This window comes from Caldiplasma sukawensis (genome assembly GCF_052315375.1).
Classification (GTDB): domain Archaea; phylum Thermoplasmatota; class Thermoplasmata; order Thermoplasmatales; family Thermoplasmataceae; genus Cuniculiplasma.
On record NZ_JBLSDG010000002.1, the window covers coordinates 62,987 to 83,740 of the forward strand.

21 protein-coding genes are annotated in these 20,754 nt (G+C 36.1%); 8 read left to right on the forward strand and 13 right to left on the reverse strand.

What is annotated here, in order from left to right:
* Positions 1 to 3: 3 nt before the first annotated feature.
* From ACNF4Z_RS01605 to ACNF4Z_RS01635, 7 genes are read right to left on the reverse strand one after another with little or no spacing between them, the layout of a single operon-like run.
* On the reverse strand, positions 4 to 1,569 hold the full coding sequence (locus tag ACNF4Z_RS01605) for an oligopeptide/dipeptide ABC transporter ATP-binding protein (protein ID WP_458327491.1): 1,566 nt from the start codon (positions 1,567 to 1,569) through the stop codon (positions 4 to 6).
* Between the two features lies 1 nt (position 1,570).
* Positions 1,571 to 2,569 carry an ABC transporter permease gene (locus tag ACNF4Z_RS01610; protein ID WP_458327492.1) on the reverse strand — a complete coding sequence of 333 codons (999 nt, stop codon included), beginning with the start codon at positions 2,567 to 2,569 and terminating at the stop codon, positions 1,571 to 1,573.
* A 9-nt stretch (positions 2,570 to 2,578) separates the two neighbouring features.
* Positions 2,579 to 3,607 carry an ABC transporter permease subunit gene (locus ACNF4Z_RS01615; protein WP_458327493.1) on the reverse strand — a complete coding sequence of 343 codons (1,029 nt, stop codon included), beginning with the start codon at positions 3,605 to 3,607 and terminating at the stop codon, positions 2,579 to 2,581.
* A 36-nt stretch (positions 3,608 to 3,643) separates the two neighbouring features.
* A complete protein-coding gene (locus ACNF4Z_RS01620; RefSeq protein ID WP_458327494.1) occupies positions 3,644 to 4,576 on the reverse strand; it encodes a TIGR00269 family protein in 933 nt (310 codons plus the stop codon).
* 6 nt (positions 4,577 to 4,582) lie between these two features.
* On the reverse strand, positions 4,583 to 5,869 hold the full coding sequence (locus ACNF4Z_RS01625) for a tryptophan--tRNA ligase (protein WP_458327495.1): 1,287 nt from the start codon (positions 5,867 to 5,869) through the stop codon (positions 4,583 to 4,585).
* Positions 5,866 to 6,765, reverse strand: a complete 900-nt coding sequence (locus ACNF4Z_RS01630; protein ID WP_458327496.1) for an ornithine cyclodeaminase — start codon at positions 6,763 to 6,765, stop codon at positions 5,866 to 5,868. Before ACNF4Z_RS01630 ends, ACNF4Z_RS01625 begins: the two co-directional genes overlap by 4 nt.
* A 36-nt stretch (positions 6,766 to 6,801) precedes the next feature.
* Positions 6,802 to 8,781, reverse strand: a complete 1,980-nt coding sequence (locus ACNF4Z_RS01635; protein WP_458327497.1) for a heterodisulfide reductase-related iron-sulfur binding cluster — start codon at positions 8,779 to 8,781, stop codon at positions 6,802 to 6,804.
* 88 nt (positions 8,782 to 8,869) lie between these two features.
* On the opposite strand from ACNF4Z_RS01635, the gene ACNF4Z_RS01640 reads away from it, so the two are divergent.
* From ACNF4Z_RS01640 to truD, 4 genes are all read left to right on the forward strand, one after another.
* The gene (locus ACNF4Z_RS01640) at positions 8,870 to 9,475 is read left to right on the forward strand and encodes a HemK2/MTQ2 family protein methyltransferase (protein WP_458327498.1); all 606 of its coding nucleotides are present in this window, start codon (positions 8,870 to 8,872) and stop codon (positions 9,473 to 9,475) included.
* Between the two features lie 223 nt (positions 9,476 to 9,698).
* Positions 9,699 to 10,790: a site-2 protease family protein gene (locus ACNF4Z_RS01645; protein WP_458327499.1), complete on the forward strand. Its 1,092-nt coding sequence runs from the start codon at positions 9,699 to 9,701 to the stop codon at positions 10,788 to 10,790.
* Positions 10,791 to 10,844: 54 nt separating this feature from the next.
* Positions 10,845 to 11,951: a cyclic dehypoxanthinyl futalosine synthase gene (mqnC, locus tag ACNF4Z_RS01650; RefSeq protein WP_458327500.1), complete on the forward strand. Its 1,107-nt coding sequence runs from the start codon at positions 10,845 to 10,847 to the stop codon at positions 11,949 to 11,951.
* Between the two features lies 1 nt (position 11,952).
* Positions 11,953 to 13,131 carry a tRNA pseudouridine(13) synthase TruD gene (truD, locus tag ACNF4Z_RS01655; RefSeq protein WP_458327501.1) on the forward strand — a complete coding sequence of 393 codons (1,179 nt, stop codon included), beginning with the start codon at positions 11,953 to 11,955 and terminating at the stop codon, positions 13,129 to 13,131.
* Here the strand turns inward: truD and ACNF4Z_RS01660 are convergent.
* The 4 genes from ACNF4Z_RS01660 to ACNF4Z_RS01675 all read right to left on the reverse strand — a co-directional run bounded on the left by ACNF4Z_RS01660 (position 13,124) and on the right by ACNF4Z_RS01675 (position 16,207).
* A complete protein-coding gene (locus tag ACNF4Z_RS01660; RefSeq protein WP_458327502.1) occupies positions 13,124 to 13,678 on the reverse strand; it encodes a TATA-box-binding protein in 555 nt (184 codons plus the stop codon). The genes truD and ACNF4Z_RS01660 overlap by 8 nt on opposite strands.
* A gap of 69 nt (positions 13,679 to 13,747) precedes the next feature.
* A complete protein-coding gene (locus ACNF4Z_RS01665) occupies positions 13,748 to 14,056 on the reverse strand; it encodes a metal-sulfur cluster assembly factor (protein WP_458327503.1) in 309 nt (102 codons plus the stop codon).
* Between the two features lie 37 nt (positions 14,057 to 14,093).
* Entirely contained in the window at positions 14,094 to 14,993 is a 900-nt protein-coding gene (locus ACNF4Z_RS01670; protein ID WP_458327657.1) for a phosphopantetheine adenylyltransferase, read from the reverse strand.
* A 5-nt stretch (positions 14,994 to 14,998) separates the two neighbouring features.
* Positions 14,999 to 16,207: an aminotransferase-like domain-containing protein gene (locus tag ACNF4Z_RS01675; protein ID WP_458327504.1), complete on the reverse strand. Its 1,209-nt coding sequence runs from the start codon at positions 16,205 to 16,207 to the stop codon at positions 14,999 to 15,001.
* 187 nt (positions 16,208 to 16,394) lie between these two features.
* On the opposite strand from ACNF4Z_RS01675, the gene ACNF4Z_RS01680 reads away from it, so the two are divergent.
* From ACNF4Z_RS01680 to ACNF4Z_RS01695, 4 genes are read left to right on the forward strand one after another with little or no spacing between them, the layout of a single operon-like run.
* Entirely contained in the window at positions 16,395 to 17,126 is a 732-nt protein-coding gene (locus tag ACNF4Z_RS01680; protein ID WP_458327505.1) for an ABC transporter ATP-binding protein, read from the forward strand.
* A complete protein-coding gene (locus tag ACNF4Z_RS01685; protein ID WP_458327506.1) occupies positions 17,116 to 18,558 on the forward strand; it encodes a hypothetical protein in 1,443 nt (480 codons plus the stop codon). Before ACNF4Z_RS01680 ends, ACNF4Z_RS01685 begins: the two co-directional genes overlap by 11 nt.
* 38 nt (positions 18,559 to 18,596) lie before the next feature.
* A complete protein-coding gene (locus tag ACNF4Z_RS01690) occupies positions 18,597 to 19,094 on the forward strand; it encodes a PadR family transcriptional regulator (RefSeq protein ID WP_458327507.1) in 498 nt (165 codons plus the stop codon).
* Positions 19,095 to 19,108: 14 nt separating this feature from the next.
* Positions 19,109 to 19,603 carry a CopD family protein gene (locus ACNF4Z_RS01695; protein ID WP_458327508.1) on the forward strand — a complete coding sequence of 165 codons (495 nt, stop codon included), beginning with the start codon at positions 19,109 to 19,111 and terminating at the stop codon, positions 19,601 to 19,603.
* Between the two features lie 46 nt (positions 19,604 to 19,649).
* Here ACNF4Z_RS01695 and ACNF4Z_RS01700 read toward each other — a convergent pair whose 3' ends face one another.
* Together ACNF4Z_RS01700 and ACNF4Z_RS01705 are read right to left on the reverse strand one after the other, a co-directional pair.
* The gene (locus tag ACNF4Z_RS01700) at positions 19,650 to 20,213 is read right to left on the reverse strand and encodes a 30S ribosomal protein S7 (protein WP_458327509.1); all 564 of its coding nucleotides are present in this window, start codon (positions 20,211 to 20,213) and stop codon (positions 19,650 to 19,652) included.
* A complete protein-coding gene (locus tag ACNF4Z_RS01705; protein WP_458327510.1) occupies positions 20,213 to 20,641 on the reverse strand; it encodes a 30S ribosomal protein S12 in 429 nt (142 codons plus the stop codon). Before ACNF4Z_RS01705 ends, ACNF4Z_RS01700 begins: the two co-directional genes overlap by 1 nt.
* Positions 20,642 to 20,754: the final 113 nt, after the last annotated feature.

Sequence of the window (20,754 nt, forward strand, 5' to 3'; positions counted from 1 at the left end):
AATTCACACCTCCGATTCATCAGAGTAGAGGAAACAAGCAACCCTGTGTCCCTTTGAAATTTCAACCATCTTAGGTTTTTTTAATGAGCATATATCCATGGCAAATTTACATCTGGGATGGAATCTGCATCCACTTGGGGGTGAAACAAGATTTGGCACTGCACCTATTATTGTTGGAAGCTTTTCATTTCTATCCTTCTTTTCATCAGCCCTTGGTATTGTGCTTATGAGTCCCACAGTGTAAGGATGCTTCGGATCATTGAAAATCTCCTCTATTGTTGATTCTTCCACAATATTTCCTGAATACATTATACCTATTCTCTGGCAAAGTGTTGAAACTATTGACAGATCATGGGTTACAAAAATAATTGGAGCTCCAGTATTTTGATTATACTCCTTCAGCACCTCTATTATCTGCGACTGGTTGTAAACATCCAGCAGAGCTGTTGGTTCATCCGCTATGAGCATTCCTGGGTTTATCTGGATAGCCATTGCAATAACAACCCTTTGTTTAACCCCATTGGAAAGCTCATCTGGGTACTGCCTCAAAACCAGTTCAGGTCCTGAAACATTCAACTGACTTAACAGGAATATGGTCTGAAATCTGATCTCATTCATGACCTCATTCATTATTTTACCACTGCTGAAAGAATATTTTAAGGATTCAGATAAGGTTCCATACCCTTTTGACCTTTTAAGGTTTTTTAGTTCATTCCTGAATTTTTTAACCGAATATTTATCCTCATTTCTTTTGGAATTCTCAATATTGAACTTAATGAAGTTGATTGTCTTCATCTTTGAGAATTTTTGCCTGTAAAATTCAAGGGCTTTTATGTTCATATTTTCACTTTTTTTTCTGGCCAGTTCCAAGATTGAATTGATTATTGTGATTTCATCTGAATTTTCAAAAATATTCATTATAACATCATGAAATTCTGAAAGTGCATAATCTCTTATGAACTTCCTTTTTAACCTGTTTGACTCAAAAATTGTCTGAGATTTATTCAACTTTTCAATAAGTGATCTGATGTCTTTTTCGTTCATATCATATCTGTTGATCAATTCTTTCAATATTTCATCTGCCCTCTTTTCCAACACTGTAGCAATTATTTGATCCTCAACCTTCATTGATGGATTAAGATCCATCATTGATTCCTGAAATGTCATGACGGCCATTGTTCCTCTTATCCCGTTCATGGTTTTCTCATGGAGATTGATTGCTTTTCTGTTCTTTTTGATTCTCACATCAGTGTCACTGAGTATTTTAACAGATGCCAGATTCTTAAGATCGGAAAGCAAATCGTATCCCTTAATTTCAACACTTCCCTGAATAACCCATCCAGTGGTTCCATCCATGAGATCAAGAATTGATTCACAAGTTACAGTTTTTCCACAGCCGCTCTCGCCAATGAGTCCGTATATTTCCCCAGGATATACTTCAAATGAGACTTTATCAATTGCTTTGACGATCCCCCTTCTTGTGAAAAAATGAGTAACAAGACTTTTTACCTTAAGATATGGCTCATTACTCTTCTCATTAACTATTGATAATTTTTCCTCTGTAATCATTTTATCTCCTCCGTTCTGGATTCAGAAATTCTCTCAGCCCCTCGGCAAAAAGATTTATTCCAATAATGAAAATTGACAGAAAAATAACAGGGATCAAGGATGGAAGCACAATTCCCTTTGGTATGAATGTTAATCCACCGTAAATCAATTGGCCAATTTCAGGTGTATATTGTGAGATTTGCAAAATTTTTGTCCCTTCCCCTATAAACTCTATGACTGTAAAAATTGGTACAATTAGACCGAAATCAAGACCGATCAGTGATATGACCGGAGATATGGCATTTGGTATTACATGATTCCAGACAACACTTAAGCCAGGCATTCCTGAGACCTTAGCAGACTCTACGTATCTGCTGTTTTTCACCTCAATAGCCTTTGACCTTGCAAGTCTTGCATATCTTGGCCACCATATTGTAAGAAGGGCAAAACTTACTAATTCCACTCCGTTCAGATAGATACCGTGTGATCTGAAATCTATTGAAATGGCAAGAGCAAATAGTAATATCATTATAAATACAGGTATACTGTAAAATATATCTGTTATTCTCATGAGAATTTCATCCAAAACTCCTCCAAAGTAACCTGAAATTGAACCAATGATTAATCCTATTACTCCACCCAAAATTACTATGAATAGGGATGAGGCAACATCAATTCTGAATGAATCTAGCAAAGCCGGAAAAAGTGCAATGCCATGATAGGTTGTGCCAAGAATGTAGTAAATACCGTGTGAAAATGTTGGACCAATAGAAGCTGTCACCGCAATATTTGGATTTATGAAGTATGATAGATTATTTCTTGCGTAATATCCCTCCCCCAGGTACCATGGAACCACTTGGTCAAGCAATGAAATTATGAGAAAAAACATTGTAATAATGAAACCGGCAAAAACCATCCTGTTTCTTCTCATATAGGAAAAAAAATCCTTAAATCTCTCCGCAATGACATTTCTGTTTCTTAACTGACTTGGTTTTCTGAAAATGCTAACAGTAGATTTCATTCATACACCTCAATATTTGTATTCAGGGTTTATCAACCTGTAAATTACGTCAACAATAATATTAACAACCATCACAACTATTCCAAATATGAGAATCACTGCGAGAAGTCCATATACCTGAGTGCTACCTGATGCAGTGAATAAAAGCTGAAATTTAAGAAAGCCGAGACCATCTATGTTGAATATCTTTTCCACGATCAATACCCCGCCGAACAGGTAAGCTATAATAAGTCCAGATATTGTTATTGACGGAGTGATTCCATTTCTTCTTATGTGTTTTTTTGAAAGTGTTCTGGCAGATACCCCCATGGAACGGAAAAGTTTTATGTGCCTCAGACTTGATGAGTCGTAAATTCCGCTTCTCAGAATTATGAAAAGAATTGGTGTTACCAAAGCCACAATTGAGATGATTGGTAAAATCTGACTTTCAAAAGCAGTCAGCGCAAATGAATAATTACCATGAATGATGGCATCAATAAATAGTATGTGAGTTGGAAACGAAATACCGTTGGATATCCACGGTGCTGAAATAAGGTTCTGGGAGCCAGAAAGTGATGGATTTCCTGCGGAACCTCCCAATGAGAATGAATTAACACCCTTTGGAATAGGAAAATAAAATATCATCAATAGGGACAGAAATATCAATGGAAGTGAATAGATTGCCAATGATACTATCCTTGCTGTAAAGTCACCTGGTGCCTTTATTCTCTTTGCTGAAAAATCAGAAAGGGGAAGAGCGATCGCATAAGATATGATGAAAGACACAGCACCTAGAAATATTGTTTCTGGCATATAATATAAAATGGCCTGAGATACAGAACCACTATACACATTTGTAGTAATATTGCCAAGGTTGCCATGAAGAACTCCCTCAAAATAGTCTAAAAATTGAAGGAAAATGTTTGAACCGCCTGAATATATCGGCAAATTACTATTGTCTGGAAGATATTTCAGAAATACAAATGACAGAAAAAGTAAAACAAACACTGTTGGGATTATTGAAACTATCCTGACCAGTATGTAATAAGAGAGACGCATGCAAAAATAAGAATGTAATTTAATATATAATTTATACTATGATTGAAAGCTTTCTTCCTCTTTATCAAAACCAGATTTTATACATGAGGAACAGTATTGGCCATTTGCAGGATTCCCACATTTTTTGCATTTTCCAATAGATAAGTTATCCTGTTTATTATTTTCCTTCAGGGAATCGAGGAAAGAAACTATTGCAAGCTTTGTTCCCGGTCTCTCCACCTCAAGAGAATTTAAAAGATCCCTGGCCTTATTTCTTTGAGCATCCAGTGAAAAAGGACACCAGGATTGATCATGCTCAATGGAATTCAATATTGCATATAGCTTAATTTCTTTTTCAGACAATTTTCTTAGTGGTATTATTCTTCTTACCATTCCATCCAGTTTTCTTTTGTGAGGGGCCAACCTTATCATTCTTTCGTAATCACCCCTGAGAAAATTCATTGCTATGCTCTGGGCATAGTCGTCCAGGTTTATTCCTAATGCAACATAATCTGCATTTATCATTGTTGATGCCCTGTTCATCAGATCTCTCCTCATTGGACCACAGTAACTACAAGGGGAACCTTCAAGTTTGATACCACTCTTCACAATTGTATCCATATCCTTTCCAAATCTTTCATTGAAAGAAAGAACCATATGTTCAATTCCAAGTTCTCCGCAGAGTTTTCTGGCAGATTCAAGACCAAGATTCCTGTATCCCTCTATACCCTCATCTATTGTAAAGGCAGTAATATGAACCTTTCTGTTCTCCTTTAATGTTTTCCAGAGTAAATATAACAGAGTGGAACTGTCTTTTCCGCCGGATATTGCCACTGCGATCTTTAATTGATCGTGAGTTCTCCCTAGCTGATCCCTTAATTCTTTTCTAAATGAGGCTTCCACATAATTTGAAAAATGAGTGTCACAATAATATCTTCCCTGGACCTCATTTTTGTAAACCGCTTTCCTGTTGCAGAAACTACAATTCATCTCTAATCACAAGATTTCAAATTCCTTTACTTTATGTTCCAGAGAAGTCTTTTTCTCCCTAAGATCAGATATGACAGATGATATGAGATTTGCCGCCTCCTTCTTGCAATTTCCACAAAGTCTTGATCCACTCATACATTCATCTTCCACCTGTTTTACCATCTTTCCATCTTCCATATGATAAAGATATAGCTCAAACACGGGACAGTGAAAAGGATCTCCACCAAGTTTCCTCTGCTCCTCCACTGTCTCCCTCCCTCCAGTTACAGCTCTCATTATTTTACCTTTTATGTCCTCATCCTTATCCTCTAATGAGATGGTTGAATCAGGAACAGATTTACTCATTTTGCCCCCATTAATTCCACTCTCTAACCTCATTATGATGGAGGATGGAGTTATGGTAGAGATTCTATTTATTCCCCTCTCTTTTTCAGCAATCAGAATGTCAAGGTGGTATGCTGATAAAGTTGATTCTATCTTTACCTGCCTGTAATTTCTGTTTACATCCCTTATTTTAATCTGACCATCATTCTCAATTCCTGCTATTATCTGTAATGCATCTTCAATGTTGAAATTACCACCTATGGAAAGAATCTTTTCACTTCCATTTTCTTCAATTATTCTTATGGCCCTTGATCTGTTTGAAATGTCTCTTGTCAATCTGATGTGCGGATCCTGATCAGCTCCAACAGGAACCACGGTTGGAAGAATTTCATTTTCTATCATTGTTGTCAGTATGTCTGATGCCTGTATTATTGGGGAATTTATCTCCAGAAGCTTTTTACTGTCCTGAAAACCATATATGTCCTTCATTTCAGTCATATTTACGAAGTTTGCAATCTGAAATGCATTCTTCAACACGGGAAAATAGCTTGACTGAAAATAAAAAACACAAGGTTCCAGGCCCATTGCTATGTAATTCTTGAGAAAATTTTCTATTGCGGTTTTTCTCGCTTTTTCAAGTGATATTCCCCTTGTGGCCAGAGACTCCAGGTCTGCTACCGCTATGTGAAGAAGCCCCCCTTTCTTCTGTAAGTAAATCATCATCTCCATAATTGTCTTATTACCCAGATGCATGTAGCCCGAGGGCATAAGGCCAGTCATTGCATAAAATTTTGAACCCTTTGATATTCTACTGTAAACTTTTTCAAAATCCCTGTGGCCGATTATTAGATTCCTGGATGAAAAACGATCTCCCAGGTTGAAATTAAATTTATCGATTCCGAATTCCTTTCTCATCTTTTCATAATCTTTTATCTGGGAGCTCCCCCAGGGGTCTGGATTTTCAGTCATATTTGGTACCCCAATTTTTTTATTAAAACGTATGCAGCCGCAATATCCTCTAACCCTGTCCCCAGTGTCTTCAAAATTGTTCTTTTACCTTTGAATTTATTGGTATCTCTGAGAAATTCGCTCAACTCCACTATGTTATTTTTGTTAGTCATCTCAGATATTTCAGCAGATTCCAATTGGCACTGTTTTATGTCCTCAACTATAACAGTTTCAGCAGAATCCATTACCATTTTTGATGCTTCCCTTCTGTTGAGAAGATTTGCCCCCACAAGGTTCAAATGAAATGAATTTCCAAGCACATCTTCAGTTATTATGGGATCACGTGTATCTGTTGCAGATGATATGACATCAAAACTTGAAAAATCCCTTTTATCAGTTATAACGGAAATTTTAGTTTTTAATTTCTCAGAATATTTCTTTGCAAATTCTTCACTATGATTGGAATTTCTTGAAAACACTGCCACCTCTGAAGGTTTGCATATTTCATACATGGCTTCAAGCTGTGACTGTGCCTGAAAACCTGACCCAATAATAAGATAAGAAAATCCAGTATTTCTGATTATTTCAGTGACCATTGCTGGCAATGCACCTGTTCTTCTCTGACCCAATAAATTTGCCTCTATTACAAACATATTTTCCGGTTTTTCAGAAGAAAATACTATGACAACAAAATGAACACCGCTCTCTGTTGCCACATAAGTTTTAAGACCCATGATACCCTTTTTTCTCCAGTGACCAGGCATGGTGTTAAGAATCCCATCTCCCGTAAACAATCTGTGTCTTGGTGAAATTCCGGCTTCCTGTGAAGAAACGTCAGTAAATGCTGACCTTAAACTATTTGAAAGTTCCTTATAATCAAGGTTCTTCTGCACCATCTCCTCGGTTATGTAAATCATAAGAGGATAATTGAATGTCATTAAAAAATATTGATTTTATTCTTCCAGATTTTCAACAATAAGTTCTGAAATGTCCTTTATTTTAATCTTATCCTCAACATTCATTGTTCTTGCTGCATCTTCAAGCATTGCTGTACAAAAGGGGCAAGCCACTGCCAGTTTTTCAGAATTTGTACGAAGAGCCTGTTCCATTCTTATCTGGCTGATGGATCTCTCCTTATTAACCTTGTACCAGTAATTTCCTCCACCACCACCACAGCACATACTCTTCTCCCTGCTCCTTTCCATTTCCTTGAGATTTCCCGTGCTGCTAACTATGAACCTTGTATTTTCATATTCACCATTTATTCTTCCAAGATAACATGGATCATGAAGTGTCACAGTCTCCTTGTTATTTTTAACCTTCAATTTGCCATCCTTCAGAAGTTGAGCAAGATATTCTGAATGATGGTATACCTTAGCATTAAGACCAAACTTCGGATATTCATTCCTGAAAGTGTTCATACAGTGTGGGCACGATGTTATTATTGCCTTCACGTTGTGAGAATTGAATGTTTCAATGTTTTGAAGTGCAAGCTCCTGAAATCTACCCTCTTCCCCTATTCTCCTTGCTGTCTCTCCATTGCATTTTTCTTCGGAACCAAGTAAACCAAAGTCTACGTTTGCTTTCTTCAGAAGTGTTATGACATCCCTTGCAACCTTATTGTATCTTGGATCAAAAGCTCCCATACAACCAACCCAGTATATTACCTCCTGATTCTGTGAGGCCTTTGGGCCATACTGAAGCATGGCATCCCTGTCGCTGTTGTTCTGTCCAAATGGATTAAAGGTATTTCCTAGATTGTTAAGGTAATTTGATGTTTCCTTTGTTATTCTGCTCTCCATTACAAGATTTCTTCTTGTTTCCGTTACATATGAATGAGGATCTATTAAGACAGGGCATTCTTCAACGCATGCCTGGCACGTTGTACATGACCATGCAGCATTTTCGGTCAGTATGCCAGGTACCATTTCAGAATTTCCGTTCCACAAAGCTCTTTGAACATTCTGCACAACAACACGCGGATCCAGATCAGTACCAGATGCAACAGCAGGGCATGCCCTTTCACACCTTCCACAATCCGTGCATGCTATTGCATCAGTTCTCTGGAAATAAGAGAGATCTATTATCTGCTTTGCACCCAGTTTTAGATCAAAATTTCCTGATTCTAGGGCTTCAGACAGAACAAAAGGTGTTGACATTTCACCTCTTTTCTTCTCAGGATGAACGCCGATACCTATTGCAGAATAAAAAATGTGGGAGAATTTTGAAAATGGGAGATAAGCAGCAAGAGCAAAAGCTGTGATAACATGGAACATCCAAAAGAATCTGTAAAATGATATTCCTGCAGAAGTCCCTAGGCCGCTGTAGACATAGCTCAAAGAGTATTCAATAAATCTGTAATTATCAAAATTTTCCCTATACAGATATATTTTCAGTGCACCAAGGAAGAAACCTTCAAGAGCAAGAAGCAGGTACACTGAAAGCAATATGTAATCCTGTGTTATTGTGTCCAGTGGTACTTTTTTTCTCAGACGCCTGAACAGTGCCATCACAAGACCAATTACCAGTATAAGACCACCGATGTTAGACCATACCTCAAAATTCAGGTAGAAATCCCCAACCAGTATTCCATAACCCACAACATTTTTTAGTATATCATGTGAAAGAAAAATAAGAGATGTACATATGAAAAGAATCAATGTTCCGTAAAAAATCATCAGATGCATCAAACCAGCATAAGGATTTTTTACATTCTTCCTGTGCAGAGCACCATAATTTAAAATTTGTGCAATGAATCTTCTAAGATTTTTGAATATATACTTGATGGATGGGATGATTGGGATTTTGGCCTTCCAATATCTCCATAAAATTGCAGCTATGATAAATGCCACAACGGCAAATGATAAGACATAATCCGCAATCAGCTCTGACTCAGGTATAAAAACCAGAGTTGGGCTTGTTATAACCGACATAGAATTGAAATATAGCATATTTATTTAATATTGTCCTTTGATTTCATGTTTTAAAAATAAAACAAATAAGTGGAAAGAGGAAATGGTTATGATCCTTAATTATAGAACAAAAAATTTTACAATTAATATTAAGAAGTGCTCAGAAGTTTATCCTCCAAGTGAGGATACATTTATGATAATTGAATATCTGGAGAACAACATTGATTCTTTTAAGGGGCCATGTATTGAGGTTGGATGTGGTAGTGGTATTATATCAATTTTTCTTGCCCTTAATGGTTTCGATGTAACATCAATGGATATTGACAAAAGAGCAGTTGAATGCACAAAAATTAATTTTAGTCTCAACCAAATAAATGGGAATGTAATTCGTTCAGACCTTTTTGAAAATGTAAAACAACAATACAAACTAATAATTTTCAATCCACCTTATCTTCCTGAGGATGAATATGACAATAAAAGTACAGAAATGCTCCAGTGGAGTGGGGGAAAGACCGGTTATAATACCACACTACGGTTTTTAATTGAGGCAATGAATCATCTTTCAGATGTTGGAAAAATTTTAACCATTGTATCAGATAGAACAGAATATGTAAAAATGCTAACAAATGTGAGTGAACTTTACAAATTCAGAGTTCTAAGTGAAACGAAATTTTTCTTTGAAACAATAAAACTTATGGAATTTACCAAGAGATAAGTATTAAATTTAATAAAACAATAACAAACCGCCTCCTAAAATAGTGTATATGACTTTATGACTATACATGACGACTGGAGGCTAGAAATAGCTTTCCCATGGGCTTCTGAATGAGCTATGGAGATTTCCAGCTGTTAAATTCTGATCAGCGGGGAGCGAAAAAGTCCCCCAGGGTCAGAGGATTCAGGAAATGTGAATGAATCCCGTTAATAGGGGGAAAAAAATGGAAAATGAAGAAAAAATAGAAATTATTGATCCAAATGTAAAAAAGGTTACAGAGATAGTTAATAAATACATTAACACCTATGAGATAGAAGTAACTCCAGTATATTTGAGATTTAAGTTTCTTGACGTAGATAATCCAGAACTTGGAAAGAATTTCTCCAAATTGTCTTCGGAACTTCTTGTTTTAGGTTATGTACCACAGATGGTAAAAAACTATGAACATTATATTGACATTTTCAAAATTAAGCGAAAGGAGAAATATTCAAACAAAGCAAATATTATACTCCTGTTGCTAACCATTGGTTCAACAATATATGCAGGCTATGAGTTTGCTCAGGCATATGTTGCCCCTGGACCCTTATCACAATATATCATGTTGGGAGATGGAGCACTTTTTTTCACTGTTCCTCTGATGGCAATTCTTGGTATACATGAACTTGGCCACTACTTTGTTGCCAAACATTATAATGTAAGGGCATCACTCCCATACTTTATACCTTTCATACCATTTGGCTTTAACATTGGAACTCTTGGAGCCTTTATATCTTTGAGAGATCCTTTTCCAAACAGAAAGGTAATGACAAACATAGGAGCTGCAGGTCCTTTGGCTGGATTTATAACATCAATTCCACTTCTTTTCATAGCCTCTTACTTTCAAAAAACCTTTGTTCCAGTTAATAATGTGGTTCCACCCTATACTCTACAATTTCCTCTAATTTACAATATATTTCACATACATATGGTGGGAACAGGGGCAATCTTTCCCATGACAATTTCAGTGTGGGTTGGATTTTTTGCCACAGCACTTAATCTTTTACCAATGGGACAATTGGATGGAGGACATATTGCAAGAGGATTGCTTGGAAGAAAAGCAGTTTACATAAGTTATGTTGTTGTTTTTGGTATGCTTATACTTAGTTACTATTACTTCGGGTGGATAATAATTGCCTTGATTGTTTTATTCCTTGGAGTTCAGCATCCTCCTGCTCTTGACGATGACAGCCCTGTTAGTAAACTAGAAATTATAATAGGCATACTTGCCTTGGTTCTCTTCATAATATCATTTACACCGATACCATTCTCAAATTGAATCCATTAAAAAAAATTCAACAAGTATTTATTAAGAAAACTGACATTTCCTATTATGAATGTGGTAGATTCTCTCAGCCTTAATGAAATAAGAAACAGGGCATTGGACGGAGAGATATTGACGAGGGAAGAGATTTCCTACTTATATGATCATGTTGACATTAAGGTTGTTGGAAAGATTGCGAGAGAGATCACTGAAAATTTAACTGGTAATCAGGTAAGCTTCGTATCAAACATGATTTTGAACTACACAAATATTTGCAATGTGAGGTGCAAATTCTGCGCTTTTTACCGTAAGGGTGATGAAAAAGATGCATACACTATGACAGTGGAGGAGGTGGCAGATAGGACCAGGCAGTTCTGGGAACTTTACGGTATAAAACAGCTTCTCATACAGGGAGGGGTCAACCCATCACTTGATCTTGACTTTTATAAATCCATGTTTAGGGAAATAAAGAGAAAGGTGCCTGAAATAGGTATAAACGGACTTTCAACATCAGAAATTTCATTTATTTCAAAAAAAATGCATATGGAACTTGAGGATGTTTTAAGGGAACTTAGGGATTCAGGACTTGAAACAATACCTGGTGCTGGTGCAGAGATATTTGACGATGAAGTGAGAAAAATACTTAGAAGACCAAGAGGGAGTGGTGAACAGTGGCTCAATGTCATGGAAACTGCACACAAAATGGGTATAAAATCAAGTGCAACAATGATGTTCGGTCATGTTGAAAACAGTTATCACAGGGCGGATCATCTTTACAGGCTTGTAGAACTTCAACAGAAATATCATGGTTTTCTCTCCTTTACTCCATGGAATTTTGAACCAGGCAATACTGAGCTTGAAAGGGAAGGTTATGTAAAAGCTCGTGTTGGAGGAATTGAGGTTTTGAGAAACATAGCGGTTTCAAGAATAGCCCTGAATTACCACATACCACTGATACAATCTTCCTGGCTTACAAATGGTGTTGAGATGGGACAGATGGCCATAGAATTTGGATCCAATGACTGGGGCGGTACTATTTACGATGAGAGAGTTATACCTGCAACGGGGAAACAGGTTGGTAATCTCAGAAAGGAGACCATAATAAGGGCCATAAAGGACATAGGAATGATACCGGTTGAGAGGGATAATCTTTACAGAGTTGTAAAAGTATATTGAAATGCAAACATACAGAATAAAGGATAATCCTGAGGACTTTGTGGTTGAAGAGATACCCATTGAATTTCAAAAGGATGAGAATGGAAAGTACACAATAATGAAGATAAGGCTAAAAAACTGGGAAAACAATCATTTTGTATCCCACCTTTCAGATATTCTTCATATAAGCAGGAAAAGGATAGGGTTTGCCGGGACAAAGGATAAAAGGGCAATAACAACCCAGTATTTTTCAATTTATGGGACTTTTAGCCCTGAAAATATTAAAATCAAGGATTGTGACATAATTGAATGCTTCAGAACAAGAAAAGGTTTGGATCTTGGTGATTTAAAGGGTAATAAATTCATTATTAAGGTCTATTCAGAGGGAGTGGATGATTTCTCTCAATATAATCAGATAAATTCACATATTGTGGAGCGTGGCGGGTATTGGAATTATTTTGGGATTCAGAGATTTGGAGCTTTCAGAAATAACACGCATAAGGTTGGAGAAAAACTTCTCAAATATGGTTATGAAGAGGCGGTAAAGGAATATCTCTATTCACCTGGTATTGATACTGAGGAATACAGACTAACTCTTGCAGAAGATTGGAATTTTAAAAATGCGGCGGGAAAATTTCCAAAAACACTTCAATATGAAAATGCACTCATCAATGAAATGATAAAAAGTGGTGATTATGAGAAAGCGTTCAAAAGCCTCCCTCAATCCCTAAGGATGATGTTTATACATGCATACCAGTCAAAACTTTTCAATGAAATCATTGAAAAACGTGCGGAAATGTCAGAGGCAAACCAGGTATTTACTGGTGATTATGTATCACCCATAGACGACCATTTTAACATAGATGAAAATAAAATAATAGAGGTGAATGAATTCAATCTCAATAAAATAAATGAAATGAGTTTAAAGGACAAGGTTGTAGTGGTTATGCCACTTGTGGGTTCAGATTACAAAAATCAGAAGGGGGTTCCCGGAGAAATTGTTTCAGATGTACTATTAAAAAATGGGGTTAAACCAGATATGTTCAAAAATAACACTTCTGATGATGCCAAATCTCTTGGGACATTTCGATCAATCAGATTTAAACCTCTTCAATTTAAAGCAGAGAAAAATGGAGTTTTCCATTTTGAGCTTGGAAGAGGTTCATATGCAACTGTTTTGCTTGACCAGATATTCAGATAAGTCCGACTTTCTGTAGTTCTTTTCTAACTTTTATTATGGCCTGTTCTATCTCATTTTCTTCCTTGGCACCTGTACACACAACCTTTCCGGATCCAAAGAGCAAAAGTACAACTTTTGGTTCCTCAACTCTATATACAAGACCTGGAAACTGCTCAGGTTCATACTCCACGTTCTCAAGACCAAGTGACATTGCTATTTGAGTCAGATTTAGATCTGTTTCAAGGTCATAAACAGCAACTATGTTCTGTACTATGATTTCAGGTTCATCGTAAACCTCTATTCCTGCCTTTTTTAATGAAGAAATTATTGTGTCAATTGTGAGCTTTACATTTGCAAGATTTTTTGCTCCTGTACAATTGACCTTTCCGCTTCTGAATATGAGAACTGCGGTCTTTGGTTCTTGAAGTCTGTAAATCAAACCTGGAAACTGTTCAGGTTCGTACTCCGATCCTTCAAGTGCAAGTGCAATTTTGCTTAAATCAAGATGCTCAGCAAGAGAAGTTGAAGCCACAATATTTTCAATGTTTATTTTTTCTGACTCACTCATAAAAATTACCAACCGATTAAAATCTTTATTTTAAATAGCTATATAAACGTTTAAATTTTAATAGATTTCCTACATGTTAAGTTGTTCCCTTGCCTCCTCTGACATCATTGATGGATTCCAGGGTGGCTCCCATACAAGTTCTACATCTGCCATTTCAACACCCTCCATGTTCTCCACTATCTTTTGAACCTCAGAAAGTATCCATGGAGTTACAGGGCATGTGGGAGCTGTCATTGTCATTTTTATATATACCTTTGCCCCCTCAGGCATCTCTCCAATCTGTATGTCATAAATCAATCCAAGATTCACAACGTCCATTCCTATTTCTGGATCCTCAACAACCTTTAACTCTTCAAGAATTTGCTCTTTAGTAACCATATTAATCAAAAATATATGTTTTAGGAGTTAATATGCTTTAAGGTAAATCTTGATAATAATTTCCAAAATCCCAAAAATTATCCATCTGTGTTGAAATCGAGGTGAAGGTGCTTTCAACCATCTTATCTATTATTTCTTTTTTAACGTGACTAAATGCATATTCAGTGTTATTTGATCCAACAGGTACTGAAAAGCCTCTTCCAAAAAACGTTCTTCCGTATCTGTCTAATACATAGGATGCAAATGAAAACTCATTTAGTTTTGACATTGGATTATAGTTGATTGTTGGAGAGATTGAGATTGAAAAATCCTTGTCCTCAATGGATATTATTGCTTCCCTGTAAAATTCAGAATAATCCTTTACGTATTCATAATGGAAATCCTTCCTGGAAAATGATATGGGTGAATTGTAAAAAAATCTCAATATGTTATTTTCCACAATATCCCGTATTTTTGAATTGCAGAATACAGCAACTTCTATTGGTATTAACCTTTTTCCATCGCAATCTATTTCACCTGATACTATCCTTCGTGATGAAATAAGAAAATGATCCTGTGCCATCTCTGATTCCACTGTTATAATTTTCATTGGGGGTAACCCATTATTAATCCTTTTTTCATTAATTTTCATTGCATTTTTTTCAGTTTCCCTTGAAACGACTATGTTTTTGTAAAATGAATTTGTGGCAGCATCTCCTGTGTTATTGTCAAGTTCTTTTATTGAGAATTTAACATTTTTATCGTTCAGATATTTTTCAATTACTTTCTTTCTTTCCTCAAAAGATACTGCAGGATAAGTTTTAGTCTTTCTGGAATAATTGTCAGAGGTCAAGCCTATAATAATTGGCAACCCCGTTTCAATGGCTGCATTTATAAGTTTATTATGTCCCCTGTGCAGTGTTGAAAAAGTTCCTGCTACTACTGTATATTCCTCTATTTAATTCACCTTGCTTTCAATTTTTTTTCATCTATTGTCTTCTTTAGTCTCTTTATACCTTCTTCAAGATCTTTCTCAGACCCAAAAGTAAAGTTTAACCTCATTGAATTTTTCTGGGAACCATTGGTTGTGAAAGCATTTCCAGAAACATAGGCTACACCATTTCTTATTGCGTCAGGTATCATTTCCTTGGTGTTTATGTTTTCATTAAGTGTGAACCAAACAAACATTCCACCATCAGGTTCAACAAATGTTCCATCCTCTGACATGTATGTATTAAGTGCATTAACCATCCTGTCTCTCTTTTTGGAATATATGCTTATATTCTTTTTAACCTGCTCATAAATTATTCCCCTACCAATATATTCCTCGGCAATGTACTGTGATAGTGAATTTGTGGCTAGATCTAAGGCCTGTTTTATTAAATTTATCTTCTCCATAACTTCCTTTGGTGCTACCGTATATCCGATTCTGAGACCTGGTGTCATAACCTTTGAAAAGGTTCCAAGATAAATAACATCTTCCGCACCATTGAGAGCTCTGATTGATTTTATATTTTGACCCCTGTACCTGAGCTGACCATAGGGGTTGTCCTCAACAATTGGTATCCCCTCATTTATTGAAATGTCCAGTAGTTTTTCTCTTTTTTTCAGACTCATTGTGATTCCTGACGGATTCTGAAAATTGGGTATGGTGTATATGAATTTTGGAACATTTCCTACTTTTTTCATTTTTTTAATCTTTTCCTCCACCATGTCAACGTTTAGACCATCCTTCTCCATGTCTATGCCTTCCATGTGGATCATACCGGCGCTAAATGCTGAAACAGCACCGGTATATGTTGGTTCTTCCGTTATTATTGATGATCCAGGATTTGCGAAAATGTTCCCCACCTCAAAAAGTCCCTGCTGGGAACCTGAATTAACAACAATATTTTCCTTACCTGTTTCAATACCTTCAGATTTTTTAAGCATCTCTGAAATTGCCTCTCTTGTTGATTCGATTCCAAGAGTGTTTCCATACTGGAGAGCAAGTGCGTACTTGTTTTTCATTATATAATTGATGATTTCAGTAAGTTCTTCTACTGGAAAAGTTTCAGGACTGGGCATTCCTCCCCCAAGAGAGATCAGTCCTGGTGTAGATGCCATTTTGTTCAGCTCCCTTATCTCTGATGGAGACATGCCCATAACATTTTTTGAAAAATCAAACTTCATAACCCTGTATTTGAATTTATAAAATAAGCATATCCTTTTATTTATACCCTTAAAAATTCAAGTGATTCAAATCATATTTGATATATCTGATGATCAAACTTAAATGAAGATTGAAAACATTCAAAATAGCTCTATGATCTTCATAATTCTCATAAAGATTAATTTAATGATTCATATGTGGAGATAAATGGATCCTCAAGAAAATTCAATGGTTGCCCTGGAACTTGAGAATGTAACCAAAAGATTTGGGTCAAAAATTGCAGTTGAAGATATTACATTTAAAATCCGTGAAGGTGAGAGGATTGCCCTCATAGGGGAAAATGGAGCGGGAAAAAGCACTACACTTAAGATATCTTCAGGCCTTTTGCGTCCAGACACCGGAAAGGTAAGGATTTTTGGATATCTACCAAGCAGCTATGACGCTAGAAAATTATTAGGATATTTACCGGAGGATGCAAGCCCATACCTTAATCTTTCAGTTATTGAAAATCTTGAGTATATAGGAGCAATAAGATCCGTAGAGAATCTTGACGATAGAATAGATGAATTAGTTACTGTACTTTCACTTAAAGAATTTCTGAAGAGTAAACCTCTTTCTCTTTCCAGAGGAAACAGACAGAAACTATGTCTTGCGCTTTCAATTATACACCGGCCAAAACTTGCCATAATGGATGAACCTCTCAATTATCTGGATATACCTACACAAGAACGTGTTATGGAATACCTTAACTCCCTGGATTCTTCTTTTCTAATTTCAACTCACATATTTTCCATTGCAAGGAGGCTGACCCAAAAGGTGATTATAATATCCAGAGGGAAAAAAATCTGGGAAGGTATGGTTTCAGAGCTTGAAGACTCTGCGGGGTTTGGGAAGTCCGTTGAATCCATAATATCAGAGTTGATGAGAAATGTTTCTTAAACTTCTAAAACTACTTCTGAAATCAAGGTACACAAAAGGTTATCTCTCAATTATATTGTTGGTATTTTTCTATTCAATTATCACTGGTTCAGTGGGTGAAGAGGGTGGCTACTCTTTTTATTCAGTGTATTATCTCGCATTTATTTTTGGATTATTCACAGTTTCTGCAACACTGTTTGGTGGGATATCAACAACCTCCGCAGACAGAAATTTTCTTCTTACATCTCCGGTAAAAAGCAGAGACCTGATACCAGCATTTTTCATAGTACAGGCAGTTAACACATCCATACTGTTCATTGCAGCTTCCTTTGGCGGCATAATTGAAACAGCAAAAAACATTACAAGTATTTATTATGACATAATAGGAATACTAATTTTTTCTGTCTTTCCAATATCAATGAGTATAAATTATTATGATATTTCATTAAAATATAAAGTTGTTACAGCAGTTTTGGAAGTAATATGGATTGGTTCATCATTCTTCAATTTTAAATACGGTGCAATATCTTTTATAACAAATGGTTCAATAGTTTCAATTTACCTCCTGTTAACGGTATTTATAATTTCAATGGCTTTCAGTTCATACAGAACAAGGTCTGAGGAACTTCCCTTCAGGCTCAATGATATCCGTATCAGAAAAATGAAGGAAGTTTACAAAAGCGAGAAGACCTTCAGGGGGAAGAGTTCAACTTTGGCTGTCTTTCTTTTTCATTTTAAATATATTGATCTATCCTCAAGAGTTGCAACTCAGGGTAATTTAAGAATTAGAGTTTCTCGGGTCAAATTCTATATTGTTCCAGTGATCACTTCCGTCATATCCATCATTTTATTTTTGATAATATTTGGAAGGATACCTTTTGTTCATTTTTCAATGGCGTCCAAGGGTGATCTGTCATTATTTGAATTGGGATTTTTGGAGAGTTACGTTGCATGGTCTTTAAGCCTGGCAATGGGATCAGGATTGATTTCAAGGGAGAGGGCCTGGCTCGGATTCAGCTCAATGGACTTCAGGAGATACTTATTGATCTGTACATCAGCAAAATTTCTGCAGGGAATGATTGGATCCTTGCCTATTTTCATAATGAATATGACAGCTTACTTTTTGACTTCTAAGATATATTTCCTTTATCTGGCATTTATTTTTATCATATCTGTTCCTGAGGTTTCTGCTTTAGTCCTTTTGTTAAACGTAAATAAAAGGGCTTTTCAGATAACCTCGGAGGATGTACTACCTAGACCTTATAGTATGGGGCAGTTCCTTTTCTTCGGAACATCATTTGTTGTTCTTTTTGTTCTAATATTTGAGACACTGTTAACCCAATACGATTTTTACGATTTTGCAGTTATATTTTTAGTTCTAATTGTTCTGATTTCAATGAAAAATTACTGGAATGAGAAATTATATGATATGATAGAAGATGGCTATGTGTGAAATCATTAAATATAATTTTATGATGTCGAAATCGATATATGAATTCAGGTGAGTACATAGACAGTGCCCTATTCATACTTTCCCTTCAGCCAATGAGTGGATATGAACTGGCTAGAAAATTAAAATGGGATGGAACAATGGTCTCCGGCGGTACAATCAGACCACTTTTGAAATCTCTTGAAAAAAACGGCTTCATTACCTTTGACATGAGGGGTAGAGCCAAGGTATACAGACTAACTCAAAAAGGGGAAAGATATGTATCCAATCTGAGGGTATTTAAGGAGACAATAAGAGAGAAAATGATTGCCTATTCCTTTAACCGGGAGATACTATTTCCAGACATACTTACTGACATTGGAGACACAAAAATACTGAATGAGGCCATTGAAAAAATGGCTAAAACTATTGTAAAAGAGGTAAAAATAGCATTTGTAATGTATAAAAAAGGAGATATTGAGGGCCTGGATTACCTGATAGAATTGATTGACAAGGCTATGAAAGAGGCAAAAGAAATGAGAAAAATTAAACAACAGTGATGGTGGATTGTTAAATGAATATTGAATTGCTTAACTCAATCATACTTTCCATACATGTATTGTTCGCTGTAATTTTTATCGGAGGTTCACTTTTTATATGGCTTGTTGTTTATCCTGAATCTTTTAAAATTACAGATGATGAGAAATTAAGGACAAGAATTGTAGGCCTTATAGGAAAACGGTTTGCATTTTTCACAAACTTATCGATTATCATACTTATACTGACAGGAATATATAATGCCACATGGTACCTGAATTACAATATAATGGAACTCTTTTCCACACCAGGTGGAAACATCCTTCTTGCAAAAATAATAGTTGTGGCAATAATGCTTGTTATAATGTATGGTAACAATCTTTATCATGGTAAAAGAATAATGAAACTTGCAAAGGAGGGTAAAATGGAGGAACTCAGGAGATTAAGAAGATTTTCACATCTACTATCATATATAACACTGGGTCTTGAAGTTCTAATAATATTCCTGGCTGTTTCCTTACAATTTTTTTAAAATAAAATATATTTATAAGGCTGGTTTAAATAATTTTCTATTAAAATTATCTTGAAGATGCTGCAATTCTTTCAATTTCTTCTTTCCTGCTAACTGCATGACTGCTCTGGTCTCCTCTTGCCGCAGCCATAATTTCGTCAGCAAGACAGTTCTCTATGGGTTTTTTGCTTTTATAAGATGCGTCTGTAGCACCTATTGCAATATTTCTAAGCGCTATGTCCACCCTTCTTGAAGGGGAGACATCCACCGATTTTGGAACTGCAATACCTCCGTATTTTAACCTTGTAACTTCTTCTCTTGGGGCAGCATTTTCAATTGCATTTATAAGGATCTGTAATGGATTCTGTTTAGTTTTGTTCTCGATTAATGTAAATGCTTCCATAACAATTCTGTATGCTCCGTATTTCTTTCCCGTGTACCTCTCCGTTCTCATTAATTTGTTAATCAGTCTTTCTACAGTGTTTATATTTTTCTTTCCCGCTGAATAGTTTGAAAATCGTCCGCCAGTATGAAGATTTATGTAAGAGGATAAGTTGATGTATTTTGAAAGGCCAATGTCGTGTACCTCCACACCATTTACATCATATTTTCCAAACATCTTCAGTTCCATTATCTCACCGTTTTCTCCTTCTTACCTTTTACAAGTTCTTTCAGAGATATGCCATTCACAGCAACTACCTTATATCTCACACCAGGGATGTCACCTTTACTTCTCCCTTTTCTTCCCCCAATTCCTTCCACAGTTACTTCATCATGTTCATCAATGTAATTAATTGCACCGTCTCCTGGGGCGAAAGCAGTTATCTGCCTTCCATTCTTGATTAACTGAACCTTCACGCATTTTCTTATGGCTGAATTTGGCTGTTTTGCCTCAATACCAACCTTTTCAATCACTATCCCTCTTGCCTGAGGTGCCCCTTCCAGTGGATCACTTTTCTTCTTCAACTGAAGAACTCTTCTTTTGTATTTGCTACTTGACCACCTGTATTTTGATCTGTCTTCGCTTAATTTTGATCCTGCATTTTCTCCATTTGCCAATTTATCACCCGTTAAATAGATGTGAATTTAGTTAATGGGTAATCTTATTTGAAATATAAACTATGTGAATTGTACATTTAAAATTCCTTAAATCCGGGTAAAGCATACGCCCT